The sequence below is a fragment of the Desulfovibrio sp. OH1186_COT-070 genome, from assembly GCF_003860215.1.
Taxonomy (GTDB): domain Bacteria; phylum Desulfobacterota; class Desulfovibrionia; order Desulfovibrionales; family Desulfovibrionaceae; genus Desulfovibrio.
Map to the genome: position 1 here is coordinate 57,977 of NZ_RQYH01000007.1, position 25,734 is coordinate 83,710.

Below are 25,734 nucleotides of genomic sequence, written 5' to 3' on the forward strand. Positions count from 1 at the left end.
CAAATATCCCGCAAGCCGCTGCACACAAGGAGCCGCAATGACCGACACCATGACGCGCATGGGCGCACAGGCCAAAGAGGCAGCCCGGATCATGGCCCGCATCCACCCCGATGCCAAGGTTCGCGCCCTGCAAAACCTGGATGTGCTGTTGCAGGAAAACGCGCGGGAAATTCTGGACGCCAATACCCTGGACGTGTCTGCGGCCCGCGCCGCCGGGCAGGACGCGCCCCGGCTGAACCGCCTGACGCTGACTCCCACGGTTCTTGAAGAAATGCGCGCCGCATGCCGCTACGTGGCCCAGCTTCCCGACCCCGTGGGCGCCACCGAACGCCAGTGGCAGCAGCCCAACGGCCTGCTGGTGGGCCGCATGCGCATTCCCCTGGGCGTCATTGCCATGATTTATGAAGCCCGCCCCAACGTCACCATTGAAGCGGCCATCCTCTGCATCAAGGCGGGCAATGCCGTTATCCTGCGCGGCGGCAGCGAGGCCCTGCGCTCCAATACAGAACTGATCCGCGTGCTGCGCCTGGCCCTGGAACGTTCCGGACTGCCCACCGATGCCGCGCAGCTGGTGTCCGTGCCCGGCCACGAGGCTGTCACCCACCTTTGCCGCATGGACCGTTTTGTGGATGTGGTCATTCCGCGCGGCGGCGAGGGACTGGTGCGCGCGGTGACCGAGGCGGCCACCGTCCCCGTGCTCAAGCATTACAAGGGCGTCTGCCACGCCTTTGTGGATGCCGATGCGGATCCTGACCAGGCTCTGGAAATCGTCTTCAACGGCAAGGTGCAGCGCCCCGGCGTGTGCAACGCTCTGGAATGCCTGCTGGTGCACAAGGACTGCGCCCCCGCCTTTCTCCCCCGCGTGGGCGAGAAGCTCGGCGCTGCGGGAGTGGAATTCCGGGCCTGCCCCCGCTCCCTGCCCCTGCTGGGCGCAACGGCAGTGCCCCAGCGCCCGGAAGACCTGGGGCAGGAGTTTCACGCGCTGGTGCTCGCCGTCTGCGTTGTGGATACTCTGGACGCGGCCCTGGACCATATCGCCCGCCACGGCTCCAACCATACGGAAGTCATCTGCACCAACAACCACGCCCATGCCATGCGCTTTCTGCGCGAGGCCGATGCCTCTCTGGTGGCGGTCAACGCGTCCAGCCGTTTCAATGACGGGGGGCAACTGGGATTGGGCGCGGAAATCGGCATTTCCACCTCCAAGCTCCATGCCTACGGCCCCATGGGGGTGGAAGAACTGACCACCACCAAGTTCGTGGTGCTCGGTCAGGGGCAGGTGCGCCAATAAATGCCGGGCCGCAATGCCCCCCGGCCGGGACGGGCCATCCTGGGCGGCAGCTTCAACCCGCCGCACACGGGGCACTTGCGGCTGGCCATCGAAGTCTGCGAGGCGTTGGGAGAATACGTGCACGGCCTGGATATGGTGCCCTGCGCCACGCCTCCCCACAAAAGCCTGACGGGCATGCTGCCCTTTGACCTGCGCGCGGCCCTGCTGGAAGCCTGCCTGCACGCCCTGCCCCGCATACGCTGCAACCGTCTGGAGGGCGAACGCCCCGGCCCTTCCTATACCTGGGATACCTTGCAGGACTACCGCCAAGCCAACCCGGAGGAAAGCCTCTTTTTTCTTCTCGGCAGCCCGGACTTTGCCCTGCTGCCTGCCTGGCGGCACGGCCCAGAACTGCCCTCTCTCTGCCATTTGCTGGTGGCTCCCCGCGATGGCCAGACCCGGCAGGACTTTCTGCGCACGGCCCGCGCGCTCTGGCCGGAAGCAAAAGAATGCGCGCCGCCGCCCTTTTCCGCGTGCAGCCTGCTTCCGCCTTTCGGGCATCCTGTCCATTTTCTGCCCGTCCCCTGGCTGGAAGTGAGCGCCTCCCGCATCAGGCAACGCTGGATGCAGGGCCGCAACGTGGATTTTCTTGTGCCGCGCGAGGCTCTGGCCCTGCTGCGGGAACAGGAGGCCACCGTGCGCGCGTGCTGGCAAGGGGACGGAGAAACATGCTGACCACAGCCCCCAAGGACATTCGCGAAAACGTTGCCCGCGCTGTGGGGCATCTGCACCGTGACGAGCCGGAGCGCGCCCTGGCCTGCATGAGCGAAGCCCTGCGCCGCCTTGCCGGGATCAGGCTGCGGCGCGCCGCCAGAGACGGCCTCCGTGCCGACATCAACACCTTCCTTGCCGATCTGGTGCGCCACCCCCGCATGCGGGCGCTGCTGGCCCCGGAAAACGCGGAAAATCCCAAAAGCCTTGCACTGGAACAGGGCAAGGAACTGCCCCTGGCCACTGTTCTGGACGGACTGGCGAAAATTTTCCGCAATGAGGCGGAAAACAATGTGGAAGGAAAAATCCGGGAAAATCTGGAGCGGAAAAAATCCCTGCTCGCCAATGCTCTGGAATCCCTGTCTGCGGGGCAGATGGCCAGGGGGCGGGCTTTTCTGCTGCGGGTTGCCGACGAATTTTCCGCCGAGGACGGCATTTTTCTCCAACTGGCGCAGATATTTTCCGCCGCCGGACTTCAGGAAGACGCAGCCCTGATGTACGAAAAAGCCATAAAGGCCCACCCGCGCGAAGCCACCGCCCATGCCGGGGCCATTGCCGCCTGGACGGAACTCGGCGAGTACGAACGGGCGGAACAGGCCTACCGGGCCGTGCTGCGCACTTTCGGCGGGCATCCGTCCACCTACGGCAAAATGGCCGGAATGTACCTGCGCTGGGGACGGCCCGCAGAAGCCCGGGAAGCCGCACGACACGCCCTGAAGGAAGACCCCCGGCAAGCCGATGCCCTGAAGGCCATGGAAGCTCTGGCCCAAAAGGGCGCGGACGGCATGCCGGAAGGGAAAGAAAACGATCAGTAATCGCGCTTCCAGTTGATGCCGGCCTTGGTGCCGCCCTGCTCCGTGCGCAGTTCCAGCATGGCGCGGGGCGTTATCTCCCACTGGAGCACAAAGGCCGTGCTGCCCTGCTTCATGCCCTGCTGCACTCCGGCATACAGCCCTTCGGCAAGGTATTTGCCCGCCTCCACCGAAGAACCGGCGGCCATGTCCCCGTCATTTGCCCCGGAGGCGGAGTTGAGGCGCAGCGCGTCCATACCCAATGCCCCGCGCAGGGAGCCGAGAGCGTCTCTCCCCCCGCCCGCGCCGAATCCGGCCAGTTGCGCCACGGCCGCAGCCAGACGCAGATTTTCCAGCCGCCCGAGTTCGCTGGTGTTCTTGCCAAAAAGGATCTGGGCCAAAATTTCGTCACGGGGCAGTTCCGGCTCACTGGAAAGCGCGAGCTTCAGCCTGCGGGCCGTGCCCGTAATCCGTATCCGGGCCATGAGGGACGGGCTTTTGTCCACAAGCGCGATGTCCAGCAGGGGATTGTCCGCCGCGCCGCCGCCAAAGGCAATGCCCCCGCGCTCGAGGCTGAAGCTTTTGCCCAGAAAGGCGAGGCTGCCCCGGACGGCATCAATCTGCCCGGCAATGAGGGGACGGCCGGGCGTGCCCGTTACGCGCACGTCTGCCCGCCATTCGCTGGAAAGACCATAGCCCTCCACAAGAAAGCGGCCCGGAATGACCAGGCGCACGTCCAGCAGGCCCTTTTCCTGCCTGGCATCGGCCCGGGGAGCAACGGCGGGCGTCTGCCTGCTGCCGCCCCCGCCCTCGCCCTCACTGACGGGCAGTGTGGCAATGCTGGCCCCCACGTCCAGATTTTCCAGCAGCACAGCCCCCTGGTTTACGGTGATCCGCCCCCGTACTTCCGGCGCGTCCACAGCGCCCGTCACCGCAGCCTCCCCGGAAAACTCGATGCGCGCATCGCGCCGCCGCAGGGGGCGCAGCCGGTCGATCACGGCCTTGACGTCCGCGCGCGAACCGTCCAGCAAACTGTAGCCCGTGACGCTGGCCGTGCCGCCGCGGCCATCGGCAACGCGCAAGTTCACGCGAGCGCGGCCGGGCTGCTCGCCGCGCCCCTGATCCAGATCAAGGCGCGCAGCGACTTCCTGCAGCAGAATGCCCAACGCCAGATTTTCGTAACGCCCCTTGTCCAGCGTAACAAAACCCCTGGCCTCCGGGGCCTTCAGCGTGCCGCCCATATCCACGGACAATGCCAGTTGCCCCGCCATGCGCTGGTCTGCCACCGGCAGGAGGCTCCACAACGGAGCCACAGCGCCCTTCCAGCGCACAGAGCCGCGCAGGGGGCGCTCCCATGCCGGACGGGGCAGACCGTCAGGGGCAAACAGCAGGGGAATACGCGCCTGCGCGCGGCATTCCGCGCCGCCCAAAGCCTGTATCGCGGCAGGGTCCATATCCAGCCGCACGGCCAGCGCGCCGTTGTTTCCGCCTTCCCGCTCCAGCGTGCCCGTGAGAGAAATATCCACGGGCTTCAGCCCGCTCCCCGGCAGACGCAAGCCCCGCACAGCGGCGCGCACATGGCCTTCGGGCCTGTCCGGCGCGCCTGTCAGACGCGCGTGCAGGGATGCTGCGCCCTGGGGAAGCTCCCTGACCAGCGCCCGCCAGAGGGTCAGATCCAGATTGTCCAGATCCAGTTGGGCGTCCAGCCGGGTTTTGTCCAGAACCGCCCGGCCCCGTAAATGCCCCGAGGGCAGCAGAGCAGCCTCCAGCCCCGCAAGCTCCAGGCTCGCGGGACCGTAGCGCAGCACGGTTCCCGCTGCCAGCCGGAAGCCCGCCGCCGATCGAGAGCCTGCCGCCAATCGAGAGTTTGCCTTCGGGTGGGAAAGGCTTGCCTCCAGTTGCCGCACCTCCACGCTTCCCGGCTGCCAGCGGGCCTGCACACGGGCTGCCAGCGCGCCCGCAACGTCCAGCGTCACATCCAGCGGCCCGGCAAGATCGCCCTGCGCGCGCAGCCCGGCCTTCAGACGCGCGGAGCCCAGCCCCGCCTGCCCAAGGTCAACGCGCGCCCGCAGGCGTTGGGCGCCAAAGGCATCCTCAAGGTGAATCTCCCCGTCCAAACCGTGCAGAAAGACGTTTTCCGCCCCCGGCTTGCGGTACTCCATGCCGGGCACACGCCAGGCAAGAAGCGCGCTCTGCCGTGCGGCCGCTCCGGGAGCGCCCGCCGCATTTTCCGCATCTGCCCGCAGTACCAGGCTCAGATTGGCCCCGCCCTCCTGCGCATCGGGCAGCCGCACACCGGGCAGCCCCGCACCGGACAGCACAGCAGAAAGGGCGTTCCCGTTGGTCACGCGCACATCCAGCCTGCCGTCACACAGGGGCGGGAAGGGCTGTGCCAGCCCGCCAGGCAGGAACGCGGCAAGTTGGCCAGAGGCGCTCACCCCCGCCACGGCGGCCTTCAGATCGCGCAACCCGACGCGGAGGGCGCGGCCGTCGGGGCCGTGCCCCGCAGCGGCGAACAGTGTGCCCGAAACCTCTGCGGCCTGCCCGTCAAAATGCGCGCGCAGGCTCACGCCCACAGACATTTCACCGGCACGCCGCAACCCTTCCTCCCCGGAGTCCGGAGCGTCCGGCGGGATCTGCGCCGTATTGCGCCCCGGATCGGGAAAAAATATCTCCTGCCAACGCAGGGGCATGGCTTCCACCCGCGCCTCGATCCGGGAAAGCGCTTTCCCTGCCCAAACAGCATCGGCACAGTCCGCGCCGAACACGATTTCGGGGATTTCCAGCGGCCCCCTGGCCGTCAGGCGCACATGCAGCGGGGCTTGCAGCACACCGAAGGAGGATTTTTCCGCAGAAGGGGATGCCCCCGGCGCGGCGTCAACACGGGCCGCCACCGCCATGTCCAGCATGCCGGAATGCCCAAAATCCTCGCCTGCGCGCAGAGTGGCCCGAACCTCCGCCTCAATGCCCCCGCACGCGGCTCCGGCCAGGCGCAGGGGCTGTGCTTCGGCACCGGACACCCCGATGTGCAACTGCGTCTCAAGGCCGCTCCTGTCCGCCACAAGGTGCAGGTCCAGACGGGCCAGGGCTGTTCCCGGAGCATCCTCCCCCAGCACGCTCCGGGGAAAACGGGCATCCGTCACCTGTACCTGATCCACCCGCACCGACGGCAGCCAGCCGGGCAGCCCGCGCACTGTCCGCTCGATGTCGGCCAGCAGATTGCGCATATCCTCCCCGGTCAACGGAGGGGACGCCTGCCCGGCAGGAGGCGGCGTCAGGGGCAGGCGCAGGAGTTCCGCACGGCTGACGCTCACCGCCTTCAGCCGCAAAACCGCAGGCAGGGCGCGCCAGTCCCACTCCAGGCGGCTGTCGGGCAGGCGCAGCCACACGCCCTGCGCGTCGAAAAATTCCAGCCCCGCCGCCATACCGAAGGGCAGCGGCCCGGAAAGATGCGTGATGCGCACCCCCGTGCCCAAAGCCTCCGCCGCGTCCGCACGATCTTCGGGAACAGCCAGGGCAGCGTTGATCCGTTCCGCCAGCCAGCCCTGCACGCCCTCTTGCCGCAGCGCCGCAAGCACAAGAACCACGAGGATCACCGGCACGAGCACCAGGGCAGCCAGCGCGCGCCAGGCAACAATCCGCGCCCTGCTCCGCCTGCCGGAGCGTGATATGGCAGAGTCCGGAGGCGGTACGCCCTGCCCCGGCGGATCGGGAAGAAGGGATGGCCGGAAAGGATCCATCAGAATGCCTGCCCTATGCTGATATAGATCTGCGCCGGAGGATCGCCCCCGATGGGCTGGAGGGGAAAGCCCACGTCCAGCCGCACCGGCCCGATGGGCGTGTAATAGCGCAGCCCGATGCCCGTGCCCCAGCGCATGTCGCCGAGAATGCGCGGAAATTCGTCCCTGTAGACCATGCCCCCGTCCAGAAAGGGCACAATGCCCACAGAGTCGGTGATTTTGTACCGCGCCTCCAGATTCACCGTCTGGAAGGAACGCCCGCCCAGAGGGTCTCCGTCGCTGTTGCGCGGGCCGAGGGATTGGTGGGCGTACCCGCGCACCGATCCCGCTCCCCCTTTGTAGTAGCGCATGGCGGCCGGCAGCGTTCGCAGGGAAGCGCCCATCATGACACCGGCCTCCGCCCTCCCGGCCAGCACAAGCCTGTCGTCGGGGCGTCCGCCTTTGCGCAGGGGCGCGTAGTAACCGCTGGCGGACAGCGTGGCTCCCAGCGCGGTGAACGGAGAGCCGTACATGCCCGCATACGGGGCAAGCTCCAACCGGATGTCGGAACCGTCGGCGGGATTGAGCGTATTGTCGCGGGCATCCCTGCGCAGCCCAAGACGTGGAGCGAAAAAGCCGAATGCCTGGGTGTCGCGCTCCTCATCGCTGATGGAGCCGCTCTCTCCCTTCACTCCCAGGCTTCCCCACCAGTAGCGGGAAAGGCGGCGCTCCACGTCTGTGGAAACCCCTGCCGCAGTCTTTTTGTAGGCCTCGGTATCTTCCCGCAGGGCAAAGGCCGCTGCCAGCAGGCGCTGGTCCCGCACAAGAAAGGCCGGTTTTTCAAAAGCCGCCCTGAGCCCCTGCTCCTGCGTGGCCACCGGCGCGGCCAGAGTCAGCTTTTCACCGCTGCCCAGAAGATTGCGGTGCTCCCAGAAACCTTCCACGCCAAAGCCCGTATCCGTATCGTAGCGCGCGCTCCCGCCCACGGAGCGGAACGGGGCTTCGGCCACCGTCACCTCCAGCGGCAGCACGGCAATGCCGTCCTCCCCGGCTGCCGGAACCAGATTTTCCGCCAGCGGCCTGACCTCCACCGTGCGAAAAAGCCCCAGCGCCCGCAAATGGGCGGCATAATCCTCCACCGCATCGGCGTCCCACGGTTCCCGCCCGGTTGCCCAGGGCGTCAGCCTTTGCAGGTATGCGGGATCCACCTCCCTTGCGCCGCGCACCTCCACCGGCCCCGGCGCGGCCGGAGGGCCGGGATCAATGCAGACGGTGGCATGGAGCGTGCGGGACTCACGGTCCAGGACGTACCGGGAATCTGTAACGGCAGCCAGGGGATAGCCCTGCCGCTGCAGGCTTTGGAGCAGGGCTTCCACAGCGGCCAGCATGTCCTGGGCAATCACGGGGCTGCCCACAGCGACGCCGGGCAGAACATCGGGAAAGGACGGCGGGGGCACAGGTTCGGCGTCCAGACCCCAAAAGCCTGCGGAGCGCGTGCGGTTGACAAAAGCCGGAGGGATGGCGGGAGCCGGATCGTACACAACATGCGCGCTGCCCAGGCTGTACCGCTCGCCGGGGACAAGGCCGAGCGTCACCTGCACGGGGCGGGCTTCTTCGTCCATGCGGAAGGAAGCAGTGCCGTCATACCAGGAAAGAGAGTGCATGAGCCTGACGGCTGTTTCCACGTCAGCCCGCGCCCGACGCTCCAGAGCCAGCAGACTGTCGGGTGGCTCGTGCTTCAGGCGGACGAGCTGGCTGACAGAGCGCATCTGCTCCAGCAGATCCTTGTGTCCGCCCCCGGCTTCGATCGCTACCGCATAGGGCACGGGATCCCCCTGCCCGTCGTCCGCTGCAACAGGCGGCGCGGCAGGGGATGCGGCGCGGGGATCATCCTGTGCGCCGCCCTTGCCCGCAAGGCCGCAGCCGCTGAGCGCCAGCGCAAGAAAACACGCCAGAACCCCCCGCAGCAGGAGTACATATGCTGTGGAATGCGGGCAGCGCACGCGGCTCCGGGGGCCTTGCGCCGCGCCTGCGCAAGAATGCGGACTCATGCGCCCGACCATACGGGCTTGACGCCGCTTGCGCAAGGGCTGGCCCCGCACCTTTTCTTTGCCGCGGCTTGCAAAAAAAACGCCGCCGGACTATGCCTGTGAAGGGCAACAAAAGTTGCTCCCTGCCCTTTCCCGACGCAACCGGGGCAAAGATGCTCCGGGCACGCCGCCAACGTATCCACGAACAGCACGGAGGGATTGACCATGTACGATATGTGCCTGCACATAGACAGCCGGGATCCGGCCGTCCTGCGCCTTTTGCTGAGAAATGCGGCCAACTACTTCAAGGCCCTGCCGGAAGAAAAATTTGAGCTTGTGGTGGTGGCCAACGGCCCGGCCGTCTGCCAGTTCACCAAGCTCAACGAGGAGATGCACGCCATTGCCGCGCCCCTGCAGGACAAGGGGCTGCGCATCCTGCTCTGCGCCAATGCCCTTGCCGACAATGCCATCACGGAAAACGAACTCTGGCCCGGCTGCACCGTGATTCCCGCCGGAGTGGTGGAAATCGCGCGCCTGCAGCACCGGGGATTTTCCTACGTCAAACCCTGAGTGTGCAGGCCTACGAGCGTCAAGCCCCTGCGCGCCTGCGGGCGCGCAGGTCATCCAGAACGCTTTTGTGGACGCGCAGGCTGCCGTAGCCCACGCCCAGAGCGATGGCGGGCTTGTTGCTTCCGTGATAGTCCGACCCGCCGCTGACGCCAAGGTCAAAACGCCGCGCCAGTTCCAGGCAAACGCGCACGTCTGCCGCCGAATGCTCGCTGTACCATGCCTCGATGGCGGACAGGCCCGCATCCTTGAGCCGCGCCACCAGTTTTGCCAGATTGTCCGGAGAGATTTTCCAGTGCAGCGGATGGGCCAGACTGACCGTGGCCCCCTGGGAAGCCAGCAGATGCACGGCCTCCTCCGCCCCAAGAACCGTCCGGGGAATATAGGCCCTGCCCCCGGAGCCGAGATACTTCTGAAAGACCTCGCGGCTGTTGCGCACATACCCCTTGCGCAGCAGCACCGAGGCAATATGGGGGCGCCCCACACTTTCGCCCCTGGCCACCCGGAGCACCTCGTCCATGCTGATGTCCAGCCCCAACGCCTGAAGCCTGTCCACAATGGCCACATTGCGCTCGGTGCGCTTCTGCTGCAGCCAGCGCAGCTTTTTTTGCACGGGGGCAATGTCGTGCGGCAGCCAGAGACCCAGAATGTGCGCTTCCCCCATGTCTGTTATGCAGGACAATTCGCAGCCGCGCACCAACTCCACACCCAGTTCCCGTCCGGCGGCCTCGGCCTCGTCCAGCCCGGAAACCGTATCGTGGTCGGTAACCGCCACGGCCACAAGGCCCGCCTCTTTGGCCAGAGCCATGAGTTGGGCCGGGGTGTCCGTGCCGTCGGAGGCCGTGGTGTGGGTATGCAGATCAACAAGACTCATGGCGCATCCAGTATACGCCAGAACATGCGGCACCACAAGGCCGCAACCCGCTCTGACCAGATGCGCGGCTCTGCCGGGGAGCCATCACCGGGCAGCCGGCGGCCAAGACGCGGGCTTGAACTGCGCGCCCCATGAGGATAGACTGCGCGCAGCAAAGGACGGCTTATGGAAACACAAGAACTTCTGCGCATTCTGGCCTGCCCCCGCTGCCTGGGCAGCCTGACGGCTCTCGAAGAACACGGCAACCTTGCCGGGCTGGCCTGCGCGGCCTGCCAACTGGTGTATCCCGTCAAGGACCACATCCCCGTCATGCTGCCGGAGGAGGCCATCGAGCGCACCGCCTGGGACGCCCGCTCGCCCGCAGATGCGGAGAAAGCCTGATGCGCATGCTCATTGCCTCGGATCTGCACGGCTCCATCGAGAGCCTGCTTTTTCTGCTGGAGCGGGCGCGCAGTCTGCGCCCCGACACCCTGGTTCTTCTGGGCGATCTGGTCTATCACGGGCCGCGCAATCCCCTGCCGCAGGACTATGACACGCGCTCCGTCCTTCAGACCATGCCGGGCGCGGAGGACCTGCCCTGTGCGGTGCTGGCCGTGCGCGGCAACTGTGACGCCGAGGTGGATCTGGGCCTTTTGCCCTTTGCCGTGGCAGAAAACGCCTGGATCGCCTGCGACGGTCTGAACATCTTTGCCAGCCACGGCCACCGCCTGCCGGAGTGCCCCCCGTGTCCGGGTTTTGCGCCGGGCACGGTTTTTCTGCGCGGGCACACCCATGTTCCGCGCGGCGAAACCCGTGACGGCATGCATTTCTGGAATCCCGGTTCCCTGTCCCTGCCCAAGCAGGGGCATCCCCGCAGCTACGGCCTGTACGAACAGGGCGTGTTCCGCGTTCTGGACATGCAGGACAATCAGGTGCTGTCTCACGCTCCGCGGCTTTCCTGATGTCTTCTGCCCCACCGCCCCTGTTCGCCCTGGCTCCCGGCCTGCATCTGGTGCTGGCCTCGGCCTCGCCCAGACGCCAGCAGTTCCTTGCCCGCTGGGGCCTGCCCTTCCTTTTGTGCCCCGCCCCAACGGAACCGCGCCCCGCCCGCCGCGAAAGCCCGCAGGACTACACCTGCCGCGCAGCATACGCCAAGGCCCGGTGGGCATGCGACAACCTTGCCTCCTGCGGCCCGACGCCCCTGCCCCCAGGCTGCGCCGTCATTCTGGCAGCCGACACTGTGGTGGCCGTGGACGGCGATATCCTGGGCAAACCCGTTGATGCTGGCCACGCCCTGCGCATGCTCGAACGCCTGTCGGGACGGGGGCACGAGGTGGTCAGCGCCGTCTGCCTGCTGCTGCCGGACGGCACTGGCGGGCAGCGGCAAAGAACATTCTTTCAGACCAGCCGCGTCTTTTTTCATGCCTGGCCACGCTCTGTATTGCAGGCCTATGTGGATACGGGCGAGCCACAGGGCAAGGCCGGGGCCTATGCCATTCAAGGGCAGGGGGCCGTGCTGGTGGAGAGGGTGGAAGGCTGCTGGAGCACCGTGGTGGGCCTTCCCCTGACCCTACTGGCGCAGGCGCTTCTGAAAGAGGGCGTCATGCGGCCCGCAACGCAAAATATCACTTGAATCCAGGGCCGATCTGCGCCACTATGCCCCGGATGCGTTTCGAACTTTTTGTCGCCCTGCGCTATCTCTTTTCCCGGCGCAAGCAGACCTTCATCTACGTTATTTCGCTCATGTCCATCCTGGGCGTGGCCATCGGCGTTGGCGCGCTGGTGGTGGTTCTCGGCGTGTACAACGGCCTGACCACCGACATGCGCGACAAGATCCTCGGGGCCAATGCCCACGGCATTGTCCTCTCCTATCTGCCTTCGGCCCTTGAGCAGAACGAGGACGTTCTGCAGCGCGTGCGCTCCGTGCAGGGCGTTACCGGAGCTACCCCCTTCATCTATACCGAAGTCATGCTTTCGGGCGGGGGGGGCGTCAAGGGGGTGGTGCTGCGCGGCATTGACCCGCAAACTGCGCCGTCAGTGCTCTCCATGCTGCGCCAGATGCGCGTGGGCACGGCCGCCGGTCTGGAGAGGGAGGGCGCTCCCGGCGTCATCATCGGCGACGAACTGGCCAAAAAACTGCACCTGACCGAAGGCAGCCGGGTCAATCTGCTGTCTCCCTCCGGGCAGAAAACCGCTTCGGGGCATGCGCCGCGCATCCGTTCCTTTGAGGTTGTGGGCATTTTCAAGACCGGCATGTTCGAATACGACTCATCGCTGGCCTTTGTGAGCCTTGCAGCCGCGCGGGACGTGCTGGGACTGCCGGAAAACTATCTTTCCGGTGTGGAAATCACCGTGGACGACCTTTTTGCGGCAGACACCATTTGCGCCCGTCTGGCGGAAGAACTGGGCGCGCCCTTCTATGTGCGCTCCTGGATGGAGATGAACGCCAACCTCTTTGCGGCCCTCAAGCTGGAAAAAATCGGCATGTTCATCCTGCTGACCATGGTGGTGCTCATCGGTTCCTTTTCCATTGTGACCAGTCTGGTCATGCTGGTCATGGAAAAAACCCGCGACATTGCCATCATGATGTCCATGGGGGCCACGCGCGGCATGATCCGCCGCATTTTCATGTTCCAGGGCAGCATCATCGGCGTCATCGGAACCCTGCTGGGCTACGGGCTCGGCCTTTCCCTGGGCTGGCTGCTCAAGCGATACCGCTTTATCAAGCTGCCCGAAAACGTCTATACGCTGGATCACCTGCCCATCAGCATCAGCGTGACGGATGTGCTCATTGTGGGCGCGAGCGCGCTTTTGCTCTGCTTTCTGGCCACACTCTACCCCGCCCGGCAGGCCTCGCGGCTGCAACCGGCGGAAGCCCTGCGCTACGAATAGCCATGCCGGATCTCTACCAGTTTGTGGGCGTCAGCAAAAAATTTTCCATGCCCGGGGGAGAGCTTGAGGTTCTCAAGGATCTTCACCTGGTTGTGCGGGAGGGCGAGTCCCTGGCCATTGTGGGGGCCTCCGGCTCGGGCAAGAGCACCCTCTTGCATCTTATGGGTGCTCTTGATACTCCAACTACGGGCAAGGTCTGCTTTGAAGGGCAGGACATGGCTCTCATGAGCCCCGACATGCAGGCCGCCTTCCGCAACAGGACGCTGGGCTTTGTTTTCCAGTTTCACCACTTGCTGCCGGAATTTTCGGCTCTGGAAAACGTGGCCATGCCTGCGGTCATCGGCGGGGAAAACCTTGCGGAAGTTCTGCCCCGCGCGCGGGACATTCTGGAGCGTGTCGGCCTCGGCGCGCGCGCGGAAAGCAAAACAGCCACCCTTTCGGGCGGCGAACGCCAACGGATAGCCATTGCGCGGGCGGTGCTGCTGCGGCCGCGCGTGCTCCTGGCTGATGAGCCCACCGGAAACCTGGACGAAAAATCCGGGGAGGGCGTGGGTACGCTCATGAAGGAACTCAACCGCGAACTGGGCATGACCCTCGTGGTGGTGACGCACAACCGGGACCTGGCCGCAGGCATGGACAGGATTCTGGAACTGAAAGCGGGGACACTGTATGAAAAAACTTCTGGATAGCGCCGTGTGCGCGGCTCTGCGCCTTGCCGTCCTGGCCTGCCTTCTGCTGGCCCTGCCCGCAGGCGCCGTTGCGGCCAACGGCCCTCTTGTGCTGGTTCTGCCCTTTCAGGTCAACGCGGGGCCGGAAATGCCCCATGCCTCGCGCGACGTGCCCCAGGCCATTGCCGACCAGTTGCAGAGCAGAGGCATGCGCGTGGTGCCCATGAGCTCGGCCCGCCAGTTGCTGCGCAGCCGGGGAGAAAGCGTGGACATTGCCGCGGCCCGCAGCCTGGGCCGCCAGGCAGGCGCGCAACTGGTTGTGTACGGCAGGTTCAACCAGTTGGGCGAAGGCTTTTCTCTGGACACGCGCCTCGTGCCTGTGCAGCAGGGCGAGGCGGTTCCCGTGGGTTTTGACCGCAGTTCCCTGCTGGCCCTGCCCGAATGCGCGGGCGCTCTGGCCGGGCGCGCCGCAGAGATGGTCGGCGCGCAGCCTGCCGCGCCTGCTGTGGACGCCGCAGGCACAAGCCTTGTGCCCATGGGCGCGCCCGTTGCCGCCAGGGGCGGTTTGAGCGACGTGCAGGTTCGCGGCATGAACGTGCTGGACCCGGACACCGTGCTCATGCGCATGACCATCCGCAGGGGGGACACCCCGGACGCCGGAGCCATCAACGAGGAAGTCAAACGCATCTGGGAGATGGGCTATTTCAGCGACGTGCGGGCACATATGGAAGGCAACGTGCTGGTCTTCACCCTGGTGGAGAAGCCCCGCATCGACAATATCGTGGTGGAAGGCTCCCGGGAAATCGATTCCGACGATGTGCTGGCGGCCATGGGCACCAAGACGGGCAGTGTGCTCAACGAGCAGATGCTCGCCGACGACCTGCAGAAAATCGCCGAGTTGTACCGCAAGGAAGGCTACTATCTGGCCAAGGCCGACTATCGCCTGGAGGACCGCCACGGCGGCCGCGGCGCTGTGCTGGTCATCCGCGTGGATGAGGGCAACAAGCTCTACATCCGGGAAGTGAAGGTTGACGGCCTGGAAAAAATCAACCGCGGCGATCTGGACAAATACATGGCCCTCAAATCGCGGGGCATCTTCTCCTGGCTCACCGGCACGGGCGTCCTCAAGGAGGAGTATCTGGAACGTGATGCCAACGCCATTGCCGCCTATGCCCTCAACGAAGGCTATGTGGACGTGCAGGTGGGCGCACCCGTTGTGGACTACAAGGAAGACGGCATCTATGTGACCTTTCCCGTGCACGAGGGCGAACGCCATGCGGTGCGTAACGTGGTCTTTGCCGGTGATGTCATCGACAGTGAAGACAAGATGCTGGAAATCATCCAGATGGATGACTGGAAAAAGAGCGAGGACCATTTCTCCCTCACGGTCATGCAGGAGGATTCCAAGCGTCTGACCGACTATTATGCCGACTACGGTTATGCCTTCGCCGAGGTGGATACCAAAATTGTCAAGGCCGAGGATGGCAGTCCGCAGGTGGATGTAGGCTATGTCATCACCAAGAAGCACAAAACGTTCATCCGCCGCCTGAGTGTGGAAGGCAATACAAAAACGCGCGATAACGTCATCCTGCGCGAAATGCGCCTGGGCGACGGCGATATGTATGAAGGCGCCAAACTCCGCCGCTCCAGCGAACGCCTGAACCGGCTGCGCTATTTCTCGGCCGTGGACATGGAGCTCATTCCCACCGGTCAGGAAGACGAGGTAGACCTGAAGATCAAGGTCAAGGAATCCAATACCGGCGCCATCATGGGTGGCGTCGGCTATTCTTCCTACTATGACGTGGGCGTGAGCGCCTCCATCATGGAGCGCAACCTTTTTGGCCGCGGCTACTGGCTGCAGTTGCAGGGCTTCTTTTCCTGGCGACGCACGTCGGGCGTATTGTCCTTCACCAACCCGCGCATCTACGACACGGAACTCTCTGTAGGCAACGATTTCTACTATACCCACGACTACTGGGACTCCTTCACCAAGGATACCTTGGGCGACACCATCCGTCTGGCCTATCCCCTGGGAGAATATTCCAGCGTGGGCGTGGCCTACCGTCTGGAACGCTACAATCTCTACGATGTGGATGACGATACGTCCCCCTATATCCGCGACTATGAGGGAATCAACTGGACCAGCGCCCTCTCGGCCCGCTTTTTGCGGGATACCACAGATGTGAAGGAGCGTCCCACCAAGGGCACCATTACCCGCCTTTGGGTGGAATACGGAGGTGGCGGCTTGGGCGGTACGGACAACTTCGTCAAAGCCGTGGCTGACTGGCAGGGCTTCTGGTCCGCAGCGCCGCAGCACACCCTGCATCTGCGGGCGCGTCTGGGCGGCGTCTTCCAGAACACCGGGGACAAGGTCCCTGTGTTTGAACGCTTCTGGGTGGGCGGTATGGACACCATCCGCGGCTACGCCTATTCCGACATCTCGCCCCGTGACGAAAAATATGGCGGCGACCACATCGGCGGCGACCGCATGGGCGTGGTCAACCTGGAATACATCTGGACATTCCAGAAAGAACTGGGGCTGGCCATCGTGCCGTTTGTGGATGCTGGTTTCAACATCGACAGCAAGACCATGGGCCGCGAATGGGAAAAATATCTCGTCTATTCGGCCGGTCTCGAACTGCGCTGGCGTTCGCCCATGGGTGACCTGCGCATCGCCTACGGTATCCCGCTGGTGCAGGACTACGACAAGGAACGCGAATCCGGAAGGATCGAATTCAGCATGGGTCAGTTCTTCTAGCCCGCCCCTTCCCCTGCGCGGGGCATGCGGCGGCCAGCGCCTTTTTCGGATTTCGCGGCAGGAATGTTTTCCTGCCGCGAAATCCGGTTTTCCATACAGGCAAAATCTCTTTTCTGCCGTGCGCGTTTCTGGCACATATTGTGCTTGTTTGTGGGCAGCATCCGCACGGCACAGCGACGGACGGGCAAGGCGCAGGCCAATGCCGCGCCGCTGTGCACAAAATTTCGCGCTGTGCGCGGAAAACATGTGCCAGTATTTTGACGATGCTGCGGCAAAGGAAGGCCCGTGTCCCGCAAAAGCAGAAAAAGCCCCCTCCCACAGCACGGCGTCTGGCGGCGTATGGCGCCGCCCGCGCTCTTTCTGCTTGCGCTGTCTTTTCTGGTTGTCTTTTTTTACGATGCCGACTATACGGCCCGGCCCTCCACTACCCAGCGCTACGAAGCAGCCAAGGCAGAACTGGAAAATCTGCGGCAGGACGAAAAAAAGGCGGCCCGCAGAGCGCACTGGGAAAGCCTTTCGGCGGACTTTTTCTCTGTCTGGCAGGACGATGCCTCCTGGCCCAACCGCCCGGCGGCGCTGTTCCGGGCGGCGGAATGTCTGGAAGAGCTTACGCGCCGCTCCTGCGCCAAGGCCGATGCGCGCAAGGCCATCAGTTTCTATGAAGACCTTGCGGAAAAGCATGGAGACAGCCGCCTGGCCGATGATGCCCTTTTCCGCGCGGCCAAACTGCGCGCGGCATGGCTCAAGGACGACAAGGGAGCGCAGAGCCTGCTGGCCCGCATCAAGACGCGCTATCCGCGCGGCGACATGCTGCCCGAAGCCCTGGCTCTGGAAAAAACCCTTCTGGCTTCCGCCAAAGGCCGCACCGCGCCGGAGGCCAAGCAGGTGGCGGGCAGCGACAGCAGGCAGGTCAGGGAGACATCGCCGGGGCAGGAAGCCGCGCCGCCTCCCGCTGTTTCTCCTCCGCCCGACAGGGGGCCCGCGTTGGCCCTGCCCTCTCCTCCCGCTGCCCGGAAAACAGCCCCCAACGCAGATGCCGCCAACCCCGCGAAAGACCTGTCACAGCGGTATGAAGCCGCCAAAAAACGGATGGAGAGCCTGCGCGCCGACCCGGAGCGCTCCTGCCGCCGCCAGGCCTGGCGGGATCTTGCCGAAGAATTTTTGCGCATGGGGCAGAAAAACAGGGACATTGCGCCCAAAACCCTGTTTTCCGCCGCATCCTGTCAGGAAAGTCTGGCGCTCTGCTCCGCACGGAAAGCCGATCACCTCCGCGCCCGCGACCTCTACCTGCGCCTGACCCGCGAATTTCCCCGCAGTTCACTGGTCGGTGATGCCCTGCTGCGCGCGGCCACCATCAATGCCCGGCTGCGCCTGAACACCGAAGCCCTGGCGCTGCTGGATGTCATCGCTGCCCAGCATGCCACGGGCGATGTGCTGCAACAGGCAGAAGCCCTGCGCGGTAGCCTGGCTCCCCGCGCGGATACCCCAAAGGCGGAAGAAGCCCGCCGCCCCCGCCCCGCTCCTGCAGGCCACGTCAATGACATGGCCCGCCAGTTGGGCCTCACCGTACGCACGGTCTATATTGACGCAGGGCACGGCGGGCACGATCCGGGAACCCACCACAACAGCGTGCTGGAACGCGACATCACGCTGAAAACGGCCCTTGCCCTGGGCAGCCTGCTTCAGGCCAGAGGGCTTGACGTGGTTTACAGCCGCACGGACAACAGGGCTATTTCGCTGCGCGAGCGCACACTCATGGCCAACGAGGCCAATGCGGATCTTTTTGTTTCCATTCATGTCAACGCCCATGCCAATACTGCCGTGCATGGCTTTGAAACCTATTACCTGTCCCTGGCCGGCGATCCCGAAGCCGCGCGCGTGGCCGCTCTGGAAAACGTGGACAGCGACCACCGCCTGGGCGAAATGCAAAAAATGCTGGCCGACATCATGCTCACCACCCGCGCGGACGAGTCGCGCCGCCTGGCGGGGGATATCCAGAAATCCGCCCTGAGCTTTCTGGGGCGCAAGGCCTACCGCGTCCGTGACAACGGCGTCAAATCAGCCCCTTTTCACGTTCTTCTGGGAGCGACCATGCCCGCAGTTCTGGTGGAGATGGGCTACTGCACCAACAAGGCGGAAGCCGCCCTCCTGCTGGACCCCGCCTATCGCCAGACCATGATCGAAGGGCTGGCCCACGGCATCCTGACCTACAGGGAGCGCCTGCTCAAACTGCGCACCGCACAGAATTCCTTGACGCAAAGCGATGCTGATGCTATGTGACTTGAGAAATTTTCTAGAGCGGATTGCCTGTGCACGCTGCGCATCTCGCAACCACCATGCCGGGGACATTCCTCCCGACAAATCTTGCACAGAGCGGTTTTTGCCGCTGACAGAACACATCCCAGCAACAGAGGAAGGAGTATTTTTCATGCGCAAGCTTTTGATGACGGCTGTGGCGACATGCCTGCTTCTTGCCGGACAGGCCCTTGCCGCTGAGGGCAATGCAGCCCCCGCAGCAAAAATCGGCGTGGTGGACATGCAGACCGTAGCCACCCAGAGCAAACCCGCTCAGGTTGCCAAAAAACAGATGGAAAGCAAGTTCGGCAAAGAGCGCGCGGACCTTGAAAAACAGGGAGAAAGCCTGAAGAAAAAGGCCGAAGCCCTGAAAAATCCCAAGATCAGTGAAGAAAAAAAGCTGGACTTCATCCGCGCCAAGCAGGATCTGGATCAGAAAACCCGCAACTTCATGCGCAAGGTGGAGCAGGAAGAAGTCAAGCTGCGTCAGGACATGGTGACCCTGGTTTTCAGCGCCACCTATGAAGTGGCCAAGGCCAAGGGCTTCACCTTTGTGGTGGACGTGACTGCGGGCGGCGTGCTCTATGCCGACCAGTCCATGGATCTCACGCAGGACGTGCTGACGGAAGTCAACCGGCTCTACAAGGAAAAAAAGAACGACAAGAGCGACAAGGGCGAGAAAAAGCAGCCCTAGCGCGCCCTGTCTTTCGGGACCGCATGGCCTCCCGACCCGTGTGGGCGGGAGGCTTTTTTTCCGTACACAAGGGGCCGCTTTTTTCTCTGTTGCGGCCCGGCACAGGAGGCATCATGCAGGACACCCCTTCCGGCACATCTTCCGGCACCCCTTCTGCGGGCATGGATATTCAGCGCATTCTGCGCCTGCTGCCCCACCGTTATCCCTTTCTGCTGGTGGACAGGGTGGTGGAGTGCGTGCCCCGCTCGCACATCCGCGCATACAAGAATGTCGCCTTCAACGAGCCGTTTTTTCAGGGGCACTTTCCTGATGCGCCCGTCATGCCCGGCGTACTCATTCTGGAGGCTCTGGCCCAGGCGGGCGGCCTGCTGGCCGCAGCGGACATGGAAACGCTGGACGACAAGCTCTTTCTGTTCACCGGCCTCGACGCCGTGAAGTTCCGCCGCCAGGTGGTGCCGGGCGACCGCCTGGATCTGGAGTGCGACAACCTGCGCATGCGGCTCAAACTCTGCAAGATGGAGGCTCGCGCGCTGGTGGACGGCAAACTGGTCGCCGAAGCCCAGATCACTGCGGCCATCGGGGACCGCCCGCGCGTGGGCTGAGCCCGCGGCGCACATCCGCCCGGAACCGGATTTTTTCGGGGCTGCGGCAGGTTTCAGCTTTCTGCGCTGCGGAATACGCCCAGGCGGCCAAGGCCGTCCATGACATCTTCCACCGGCAGAAACTCCATACACGGCTGGGGGATGCGGGGATATTCAAAGCCCAGATTCAGGTAGGCGTATTCCCCCCTGTCGGGCAGGAGAGAACATGTGCGCGGGCCCACGGGCCCCCAGCGCAGGGGGTTGGTCGGGCCGTGCAGCCCCACGGTGGGCGCGCCGCACAGGGCGGCCAGGTGCATGGTGCCCGTATTGACCGACACCACTGCCGCCGCCCGCCCCAACAGCCGGGCCAGTTCTGTCAGGCCGACCCTGCCCGCCAGCGAGCGCGCCCGACACTGCGGAAAGGCGCGCAAAAAGGCCTCGTTGCGCGCGGCATCGGCCCCGGAGCCTGTGAGCAGAACCTGAAAACCGCGCTCGTCCAGCAGGCGGGCAAGCTGCGCCCAGTGCTCCGCAGGCCATTCCTTGAGACGGGCGTGGATGCCTGAAGGCCACATGTGCAGGCAAACAAAGGTGTTGTCGGCAGGCGCTGCGTCCGGCGGTTCTCCACCGTCGGGCAGGTCGGGCAAATGCAGTTCCGGAACTCCCTGAAGATCGTCGTAAAGCGTACGTCCCAGAGCCAGAAAATTCTCCACCTCATGCCGGTCGTTCCTGTGCTGCGCTGTACGGGTATAGCCAAAATTCCTGCACTGCCCCGCCGTGTCAAAGCCGATGGTCATGCCCGCTCCGGAAAGATTGCAGAGCACGGCTCCAAGCCGGACCCACTGACTGCTGTCCACCAGCACATCAAACTTCTGGCGGCGCAGCCATGCCACCATGGACGGCACCTGACGCACGCCGAAGGAGGCGCACTGATCCATGTGCGGCACCAGGCGGGCGGCCCCGGCATTGGCGTTTGAGGTCAAAAGGGCAAAGTGGGCGTGGGGCAGGCGCCTGCGCAGGGCGCTGGTCAGGGCCGTGAGCAAAAGAAGGTCCCCGATGGCGCCGAGGCAGAGAAAGCCCACACGGCCGGGAGGCGCGGCAGATACAGCGCGGCCGCAGCGCAGAAGCGCGGTGAACGCCGCCAGGGGAATCCCCAACGCGCGGTCCAGCAGGCGGTTGAGCCTGTTGCCGCGCTCCATCAGTAGGCTCCGTATCCGGTAATGGTCACCGGCAGGGTCCGGGCCAGAATCCAGATGTCCATCCAGACCGACCAGTTGTTGATATAATAGTGGTCAAAAGCCACCCGCTCGGCATAGGTGGTGGTGTTGCGCCCCGATACCTGCCACAGGCCGGTTATGCCCGGGCGTACACGACAATACTCCTCAAAAAAGGAGCCGTACTTGCCCACCTCGGAGGCCACAATGGGTCTGGGGCCAACCAGGCTCATGTCGCCCAGCAGCACGTTGAGGAGTTGCGGCAGTTCGTCCAGGCTCAGCTTGCGCACAATCCGGCCCACGCGGGTGATGCGGGGATCGCGCCGCAGCTTCTGGTCTTTCTCCCATTCCGCGCGCAGGGCCGCGTCATTGGCCAGCACTTCCCGGAGCACGCTGTCGGCGTTCTGCACCATGGTGCGGAATTTGAATATCCTGATTTCCCTGCCTCCCCGCCCGATGCGCTTCTGGCGGTAGAACACAGGGCCGGGGCTGTCCAGCTTGATGGCCAGCGCCAGCAAGAGGCCGCAGGGCACAAGCACGACAGCCCCCAGCGCGCAGAACAGGAGATCCAGAAAACGCTTGATGCCCAGCCGCCGCCCGTCACGCAAATTCTGGCGGACAAGATAGGCGCTGACCTGCCCCAGATCGCGGGGGCTGACCCACTGCACCCTGAAACCGCTCTCCTGCACGGGCACCACCAGCGTGCGCTCGAAAAAACGGCTGGCTTCGGTCACAATGTCCAGAGAGCCGCTCCCGCCGCGCTGCACCAGAATGGCGATGACGCCGGGGTGCTTGCGGGCCTGGACGGCGAACAGGGCCAAAATTTCGCCTTTCGTCTCTGGCAGGGGCAGTATGTTCACGGGATTCAGGCCCTTTTCCGGGCGACGCCTGAGATGACGCCAGAGCTTGCGCCCGTCCCCGCCGTTGTCGAAAATGAGTACCGGCCGCCCCCACCACGGCTGGCGCGCAAAAAGTCTGCGGCACAAACTCCGCATGAGGGGCAGCGTGCAGACCGTGGCCGCCCAACTGCCGACAACCACAAGGCGGGAATAGGCATCGCCCGTCTGGGCAAGAAAAAGCGCCGCCAGAATCAGGCCGTAGATGAGGCTGACCAATTGAAAGAGGCTCTTGACCTCACGGTGCGGCGGCAGACTCACACTGGGGTAAAGCCCCATGCCCGCGCCCAGTACGGGGCCGGCCAGCAAAAGGGGCAGCACCCACTGGTAGAGAACGGGATCTGTGCCGCCAAAGGCATGGCGCAGCAAAAAAACCGCCACAGCCGTGAGCACGAGGGCCAGCAGGTCAAAGAGGGCCAGCAGCGCCTTTTGCGGCATCAGGCCGCAAAAGTGCAGAAACCTGATCCAGAAGGGGGCGTGTTTCATGATGTTCCTGTCACGGGGCTGTTGTCGCTCTCATAATAATGTATACTACGCTTCGGGGCAGCGCGCAAGAAGCCCGGTCCGCTCTTGCGTCCCCCCCCGGCTTCTGATAGCAATGTTTTTTGTTTTTCGGACGCATCTGCTCCGGGCAGACGGCGTACCGCCGCTGTTCGTCACGCTGTCTTTTTCAAGGGAGAATACCACGCATGAAAAAAATCGCTGCTTGCGCCCTGTTGGCCGCTGTTCTGGCCGCCGTGCCCGCTTTCGCCAAGAAAAGCTTTGTCAACGGCATTGACCCCAACTACCCGCCCTTTGCCTATGTGGACGAAAAAACCGGACAGCCCGCCGGTTTTGACGTGGACTCCATGAACTGGATTGCCAAAACCATGGGCTTTGAAGTCACCCACAAGCCCATGGCCTGGGACGGCATCATTCCGGCCCTGCTCGCCAAGCAGATCGACATGGTGGACTCGGGCATGAGCATCACGCCCGACCGCGCCAAGGTGGTGCAGTTCTCTGATCCGTACTGGACGGTTTCGCGCGTGTTTCTGGTTGCCGCGGACTCCAGCCTGACGCCCGCCGAAATCCTGACGCAGAAAATCCGCGTGGGCGTGCAGCGCGGCACCTCCGAAGCCAGCGACATCAAAAAGGAACAGCAGGAAAAGAAGTATCCTTTTGAACTGCGCTTTTACGATTCCGCCCCCCTGGCTGTGGAAGACCTGCTCAACGGCCGCATCCAGGCCGCGCTCATGGACGAGCTGCCTGCCAACGACGCCATCGAAAAAGGGCGCGCCGTCAAGAAAGCCGGTGTTCACGGCACTCCCGACCAGTTCGGCGTTGCCATGCGCAAGGAAGACACGGAGCTCCATGCGCTGGTCAACGAAGGCTACAAAAAGCTTCTGGCCGACCCCTACTGGCAGGAACTCCAGAAAAAATACCTGAACAAATAACCGCAGATCTTCCGGCGGTCGCGAGGGGCGCGGAAAAATCCGCGCCCCTCGCGACCGCCCCGCAAAAAACGCAAACGCCGCGCGACGGCACCGCCCGGTGCAAAGGCAAAACGATCTCCCCCATGAATTCCCTGCTGGTCATCTACAATGCCCTGCCCTCCATGCTGGCCGGAAGTCTGGTCACTGTGGGCAACGTCACCCTGTCGCTGGGCATGGGGCTTGTGCTGGGCATTCCCCTGGCTGTGGGGCAGGTGTACGGCCCCGCGTGGCTGCAACGGATGGTGGCCCTGTATGTCTGGTTTTTCCGGGGAGTGCCCATTCTTGTTCTGCTCTTTCTCTGTTACGGACTGTTCATCAGCCTGGGCATCACGGTAGCGCCGTTTTTCATCTGCTGTCTTGTGCTGGGCTGCACCAGCACGGCCTACCAGTCGCAGATTTTCCGGGGGGCCATGCAAAGCCTGCCCAAAGGCCAGTTGAACGCCGCCCGCGCCCTGGGCATGAGTGACGCCACAGGCATCCGCTCCATCATTCTGCCCCAGGCCCTGCGCCTTTCCCTGCCCGGCTGGGCCAACGAATTTTCCATCCTGCTCAAGGATTCCGCCATCTGTTATGTTCTGGGAACCCAGGACATCATGGCCCGCACGTCCTTTGCCGCCGCGCGCACCCACGAACATCTGGCCCTGTACGCCACAGCGGGAGCTCTGTATTTCGTGCTGACGCTGGCTGTGCTCAGGGCCCTGCGCCGCCTGGAACAAAAAGTCCATGTGCCCGGCTATTCCGGCGCGGACGGTATGGGGATAGGATAGCGACATGGATCAACAGGCTGTTTTGCACATTGAGGGCATTTCCAAGAAGCTGGGGGGCAAAACCATTCTGGACGGCTGCTCCCTGTCTGTGCGGCGGGGGGAGCTCAAGGTGCTCATCGGGCCTTCGGGCGCGGGAAAAAGCACGCTACTGCAAAGCATCAACTGCCTCATCCCGCCGGACTCGGGCGAGATATATCTGGAGGGCGAGCGCCTCGACCGCGCCGACCGTACGGCACTGTGCGCCTTCCGCGCCCAGGTGGGCATGATCTTTCAGGATTTCAATCTTTTCGACCATTTGAGCGCGCGGGAAAACGTGGCCATTGCCCTGCGCAAGGTGCGCGGTATGCCCGCCGCCGCAGCGCTGGAGCGCGCCCATGAGGAACTGGCCCGCGTGGGCCTTTCCCGGCATGCGCCGCTCTACCCGGCCCAGCTTTCCGGCGGACAGAAACAGCGCGTGGCCATTGCCCGCGCCCTGGCCATGGATCCCAAGGTCATTTTGCTGGACGAACCGACCTCGGCTCTGGACCCGGAACTGGTCGGCGAGGTTCTTTCTGTCATCCGGGACCTTGCCAGCGGCGGCATGACCATGATCATGGCCACGCACCAGATGGATTTTGCCCGCGCCCTGGCCTCGGAAATCATCTTCATGGAGCGCGGCAGGCTCATCGAACAGGGCGCACCCGCGTACCTGCTGGCCGAGGGCGCCAACACCCGCACACGGGATTTCTGCCTGCGTCTGGCGGAGATGGGGGGCTGATGCTGGACACGGCCTTTTTCAGCAACGACCTGCTGCCCGCGCTCAACAAGGGGCTGCTGGTTTCTCTGGCGCTCATCATTCCGGCCGGGACGCTGGGATTTGCGGGAGGCGTGCTCCTGGGCTGCGCCAGAGCCTTTGGCCCCTCATGGCTGCGCCGCACGGGCGATGGATATACTGCGCTGGTGCGCGGCGTGCCCTTGGCTGTGCAGCTCATGCTCATTTATTACGCGCTGCCCAAACTGGGGATTTTTTTCCCCCCCTACGGCGCTGCCCTGACCAGCTTCATTCTCTGCACCGCCGCCTACCAGTCCGAATACGTGCGCGGGGCACTGCTCTCCATCAGGCAGGGACAGATCCGCGCGGCCCAGGCTCTGGGCTTCAGCACATGGCAGACCATCGCCTGGATCGTCATTCCGCAGGCCGCCCGCCGTGCTCTGCCCGGCTGCGGCAACGAAATCATCTATCTCATCAAATACAGTTCTCTCGCCTATCTGGTCACCTGCATGGAACTGATGGGAGAGGGCAAGGTGGTGGCTTCGGACACCTTCCGCTTCACCGAGGTTTTTCTCACAGTGGGCCTGTACTATCTGCTGCTGGTCACCCTGGCGACCTTTCTGCTGCACTGGCTGGAAAAACGCTTCCACATTCCCGGCTTCGGCACACGTTAGGCAGCGCAGCCATGTACGTGAATCCTTCAAAAAAATGTATCCGGGAAGTTTACGCATGAAAATGGAAAAGCCCC

Annotated in this window: 22 protein-coding genes; 17 read left to right on the top strand and 5 right to left on the bottom strand. The window is 64.2% G+C overall.

Translation table 11 applies throughout. The annotated features are described in order from the left end of the window. Window positions 1-37 precede the first annotated feature (37 nt). The 3 genes from EII23_RS04015 to EII23_RS04025 are packed head-to-tail and all read left to right on the top strand — an operon-like array spanning window position 38 to window position 2,856. The gene (locus EII23_RS04015; RefSeq protein ID WP_124792097.1) at window positions 38-1,291 is read left to right on the top strand and encodes a glutamate-5-semialdehyde dehydrogenase; all 1,254 of its coding nucleotides are present in this window, start codon (window positions 38-40) and stop codon (window positions 1,289-1,291) included. Beyond that, entirely contained in the window at window positions 1,292-2,005 is a 714-nt protein-coding gene (nadD, locus tag EII23_RS04020) for a nicotinate (nicotinamide) nucleotide adenylyltransferase (RefSeq protein WP_124792098.1), read from the top strand. It begins immediately after the preceding gene. After that, window positions 1,999-2,856: a M48 family metallopeptidase gene (locus EII23_RS04025; protein ID WP_124792099.1), complete on the top strand. Its 858-nt coding sequence runs from the start codon at window positions 1,999-2,001 to the stop codon at window positions 2,854-2,856. The genes nadD and EII23_RS04025 overlap by 7 nt, the downstream gene beginning before the upstream one ends. Here EII23_RS04025 and EII23_RS04030 read toward each other — a convergent pair. Together EII23_RS04030 and EII23_RS04035 are read right to left on the bottom strand one after the other, a co-directional pair. Further along, window positions 2,850-6,572: a translocation/assembly module TamB domain-containing protein gene (locus EII23_RS04030; protein ID WP_124792100.1), complete on the bottom strand. Its 3,723-nt coding sequence runs from the start codon at window positions 6,570-6,572 to the stop codon at window positions 2,850-2,852. The genes EII23_RS04025 and EII23_RS04030 overlap by 7 nt on opposite strands. Beyond that, window positions 6,572-8,602 (bottom strand): autotransporter assembly complex family protein, encoded by a 2,031-nt coding sequence (locus tag EII23_RS04035; RefSeq protein WP_260424585.1) that lies wholly within the window; start codon window positions 8,600-8,602, stop codon window positions 6,572-6,574. Before EII23_RS04035 ends, EII23_RS04030 begins: the two co-directional genes overlap by 1 nt. A 204-nt stretch (window positions 8,603-8,806) precedes the next feature. On the opposite strand from EII23_RS04035, the gene EII23_RS04040 reads away from it, so the two are divergent. After that, the gene (locus EII23_RS04040; RefSeq protein ID WP_124792102.1) at window positions 8,807-9,151 is read left to right on the top strand and encodes a DsrE family protein; all 345 of its coding nucleotides are present in this window, start codon (window positions 8,807-8,809) and stop codon (window positions 9,149-9,151) included. Between the two features lie 19 nt (window positions 9,152-9,170). Here EII23_RS04040 and EII23_RS04045 read toward each other — a convergent pair whose 3' ends face one another. Next, window positions 9,171-10,022: a PHP domain-containing protein gene (locus EII23_RS04045; RefSeq protein WP_124792103.1), complete on the bottom strand. Its 852-nt coding sequence runs from the start codon at window positions 10,020-10,022 to the stop codon at window positions 9,171-9,173. Window positions 10,023-10,187: 165 nt separating this feature from the next. Between EII23_RS04045 and EII23_RS04050 the strand changes: the two genes are divergently transcribed. The 9 genes from EII23_RS04050 (at window position 10,188) to fabZ (ending at window position 19,910) form a co-directional block, all read left to right on the top strand. Beyond that, on the top strand, window positions 10,188-10,403 hold the full coding sequence (locus EII23_RS04050; protein ID WP_124792104.1) for a Trm112 family protein: 216 nt from the start codon (window positions 10,188-10,190) through the stop codon (window positions 10,401-10,403). Further along, window positions 10,403-10,963 carry a phosphodiesterase gene (yfcE, locus tag EII23_RS04055; RefSeq protein WP_124792105.1) on the top strand — a complete coding sequence of 187 codons (561 nt, stop codon included), beginning with the start codon at window positions 10,403-10,405 and terminating at the stop codon, window positions 10,961-10,963. The genes EII23_RS04050 and yfcE overlap by 1 nt, the downstream gene beginning before the upstream one ends. Then, window positions 10,963-11,634 (top strand): nucleoside triphosphate pyrophosphatase, encoded by a 672-nt coding sequence (locus EII23_RS04060; protein WP_124792106.1) that lies wholly within the window; start codon window positions 10,963-10,965, stop codon window positions 11,632-11,634. Before yfcE ends, EII23_RS04060 begins: the two co-directional genes overlap by 1 nt. Before the next feature lie 32 nt (window positions 11,635-11,666). Next, window positions 11,667-12,893 (top strand): lipoprotein-releasing ABC transporter permease subunit, encoded by a 1,227-nt coding sequence (locus EII23_RS04065; RefSeq protein ID WP_185702287.1) that lies wholly within the window; start codon window positions 11,667-11,669, stop codon window positions 12,891-12,893. Between the two features lie 2 nt (window positions 12,894-12,895). Further along, a complete protein-coding gene (locus EII23_RS04070) occupies window positions 12,896-13,582 on the top strand; it encodes an ABC transporter ATP-binding protein (RefSeq protein ID WP_124792108.1) in 687 nt (228 codons plus the stop codon). Continuing rightward, entirely contained in the window at window positions 13,563-16,319 is a 2,757-nt protein-coding gene (gene bamA, locus EII23_RS04075) for an outer membrane protein assembly factor BamA (RefSeq protein ID WP_124792109.1), read from the top strand. Before EII23_RS04070 ends, bamA begins: the two co-directional genes overlap by 20 nt. A gap of 285 nt (window positions 16,320-16,604) precedes the next feature. Continuing rightward, a complete protein-coding gene (locus EII23_RS04080) occupies window positions 16,605-18,599 on the top strand; it encodes an N-acetylmuramoyl-L-alanine amidase (protein WP_260424586.1) in 1,995 nt (664 codons plus the stop codon). Between the two features lie 148 nt (window positions 18,600-18,747). Further along, window positions 18,748-19,308: an OmpH family outer membrane protein gene (locus EII23_RS04085; RefSeq protein ID WP_124792110.1), complete on the top strand. Its 561-nt coding sequence runs from the start codon at window positions 18,748-18,750 to the stop codon at window positions 19,306-19,308. A gap of 161 nt (window positions 19,309-19,469) precedes the next feature. Next, window positions 19,470-19,910, top strand: a complete 441-nt coding sequence (gene fabZ, locus EII23_RS04090) for a 3-hydroxyacyl-ACP dehydratase FabZ (RefSeq protein ID WP_124792167.1) — start codon at window positions 19,470-19,472, stop codon at window positions 19,908-19,910. 53 nt (window positions 19,911-19,963) lie between these two features. On the opposite strand, the gene EII23_RS04095 is transcribed toward fabZ, so the two are convergent. Both EII23_RS04095 and wbaP read right to left on the bottom strand, forming a co-directional pair. Further along, the gene (locus EII23_RS04095; RefSeq protein ID WP_124792111.1) at window positions 19,964-21,085 is read right to left on the bottom strand and encodes a glycosyltransferase family 9 protein; all 1,122 of its coding nucleotides are present in this window, start codon (window positions 21,083-21,085) and stop codon (window positions 19,964-19,966) included. Further along, on the bottom strand, window positions 21,085-22,482 hold the full coding sequence (wbaP, locus tag EII23_RS04100) for an undecaprenyl-phosphate galactose phosphotransferase WbaP (RefSeq protein WP_124792112.1): 1,398 nt from the start codon (window positions 22,480-22,482) through the stop codon (window positions 21,085-21,087). Before wbaP ends, EII23_RS04095 begins: the two co-directional genes overlap by 1 nt. A 203-nt stretch (window positions 22,483-22,685) precedes the next feature. On the opposite strand from wbaP, the gene EII23_RS04105 reads away from it, so the two are divergent. The 4 genes from EII23_RS04105 to EII23_RS04120 all read left to right on the top strand — a co-directional run bounded on the left by EII23_RS04105 (window position 22,686) and on the right by EII23_RS04120 (window position 25,660). Beyond that, window positions 22,686-23,429 carry an ABC transporter substrate-binding protein gene (locus EII23_RS04105; RefSeq protein ID WP_124792113.1) on the top strand — a complete coding sequence of 248 codons (744 nt, stop codon included), beginning with the start codon at window positions 22,686-22,688 and terminating at the stop codon, window positions 23,427-23,429. 122 nt (window positions 23,430-23,551) lie between these two features. Further along, entirely contained in the window at window positions 23,552-24,235 is a 684-nt protein-coding gene (locus EII23_RS04110) for an amino acid ABC transporter permease (RefSeq protein WP_124792114.1), read from the top strand. A gap of 4 nt (window positions 24,236-24,239) precedes the next feature. Then, window positions 24,240-24,992 (top strand): amino acid ABC transporter ATP-binding protein, encoded by a 753-nt coding sequence (locus EII23_RS04115; RefSeq protein WP_124792115.1) that lies wholly within the window; start codon window positions 24,240-24,242, stop codon window positions 24,990-24,992. After that, a complete protein-coding gene (locus tag EII23_RS04120) occupies window positions 24,992-25,660 on the top strand; it encodes an amino acid ABC transporter permease (RefSeq protein WP_124792116.1) in 669 nt (222 codons plus the stop codon). Before EII23_RS04115 ends, EII23_RS04120 begins: the two co-directional genes overlap by 1 nt. Window positions 25,661-25,734 lie beyond the last annotated feature (74 nt).

Excerpts from the sequence above, each read along its gene's own strand:
- EII23_RS04015 (WP_124792097.1), top strand. The coding sequence starts at position 38 with ATGACCGACACCATGACGCGCATGGGCGCACAGGCCAAAGAGGCAGCC.
- nadD (WP_124792098.1), top strand. The coding sequence starts at position 1,292 with ATGCCGGGCCGCAATGCCCCCCGGCCGGGACGGGCCATCCTGGGCGGC.
- EII23_RS04025 (WP_124792099.1), top strand. The coding sequence starts at position 1,999 with ATGCTGACCACAGCCCCCAAGGACATTCGCGAAAACGTTGCCCGCGCT.
- EII23_RS04030 (WP_124792100.1), bottom strand. The coding sequence starts at position 6,572 with ATGGATCCTTTCCGGCCATCCCTTCTTCCCGATCCGCCGGGGCAGGGC.
- EII23_RS04035 (WP_260424585.1), bottom strand. The coding sequence starts at position 8,602 with ATGAGTCCGCATTCTTGCGCAGGCGCGGCGCAAGGCCCCCGGAGCCGC.
- EII23_RS04040 (WP_124792102.1), top strand. The coding sequence starts at position 8,807 with ATGTACGATATGTGCCTGCACATAGACAGCCGGGATCCGGCCGTCCTG.
- EII23_RS04045 (WP_124792103.1), bottom strand. The coding sequence starts at position 10,022 with ATGAGTCTTGTTGATCTGCATACCCACACCACGGCCTCCGACGGCACG.
- EII23_RS04050 (WP_124792104.1), top strand. The coding sequence starts at position 10,188 with ATGGAAACACAAGAACTTCTGCGCATTCTGGCCTGCCCCCGCTGCCTG.
- yfcE (WP_124792105.1), top strand. The coding sequence starts at position 10,403 with ATGCGCATGCTCATTGCCTCGGATCTGCACGGCTCCATCGAGAGCCTG.
- EII23_RS04060 (WP_124792106.1), top strand. The coding sequence starts at position 10,963 with ATGTCTTCTGCCCCACCGCCCCTGTTCGCCCTGGCTCCCGGCCTGCAT.
- EII23_RS04065 (WP_185702287.1), top strand. The coding sequence starts at position 11,667 with ATGCGTTTCGAACTTTTTGTCGCCCTGCGCTATCTCTTTTCCCGGCGC.
- EII23_RS04070 (WP_124792108.1), top strand. The coding sequence starts at position 12,896 with ATGCCGGATCTCTACCAGTTTGTGGGCGTCAGCAAAAAATTTTCCATG.
- bamA (WP_124792109.1), top strand. The coding sequence starts at position 13,563 with ATGAAAAAACTTCTGGATAGCGCCGTGTGCGCGGCTCTGCGCCTTGCC.
- EII23_RS04085 (WP_124792110.1), top strand. The coding sequence starts at position 18,748 with ATGCGCAAGCTTTTGATGACGGCTGTGGCGACATGCCTGCTTCTTGCC.
- fabZ (WP_124792167.1), top strand. The coding sequence starts at position 19,470 with ATGGATATTCAGCGCATTCTGCGCCTGCTGCCCCACCGTTATCCCTTT.
- EII23_RS04095 (WP_124792111.1), bottom strand. The coding sequence starts at position 21,085 with ATGGAGCGCGGCAACAGGCTCAACCGCCTGCTGGACCGCGCGTTGGGG.
- wbaP (WP_124792112.1), bottom strand. The coding sequence starts at position 22,482 with ATGAAACACGCCCCCTTCTGGATCAGGTTTCTGCACTTTTGCGGCCTG.
- EII23_RS04105 (WP_124792113.1), top strand. The coding sequence starts at position 22,686 with ATGAAAAAAATCGCTGCTTGCGCCCTGTTGGCCGCTGTTCTGGCCGCC.
- EII23_RS04110 (WP_124792114.1), top strand. The coding sequence starts at position 23,552 with ATGAATTCCCTGCTGGTCATCTACAATGCCCTGCCCTCCATGCTGGCC.
- EII23_RS04115 (WP_124792115.1), top strand. The coding sequence starts at position 24,240 with ATGGATCAACAGGCTGTTTTGCACATTGAGGGCATTTCCAAGAAGCTG.
- EII23_RS04120 (WP_124792116.1), top strand. The coding sequence starts at position 24,992 with ATGCTGGACACGGCCTTTTTCAGCAACGACCTGCTGCCCGCGCTCAAC.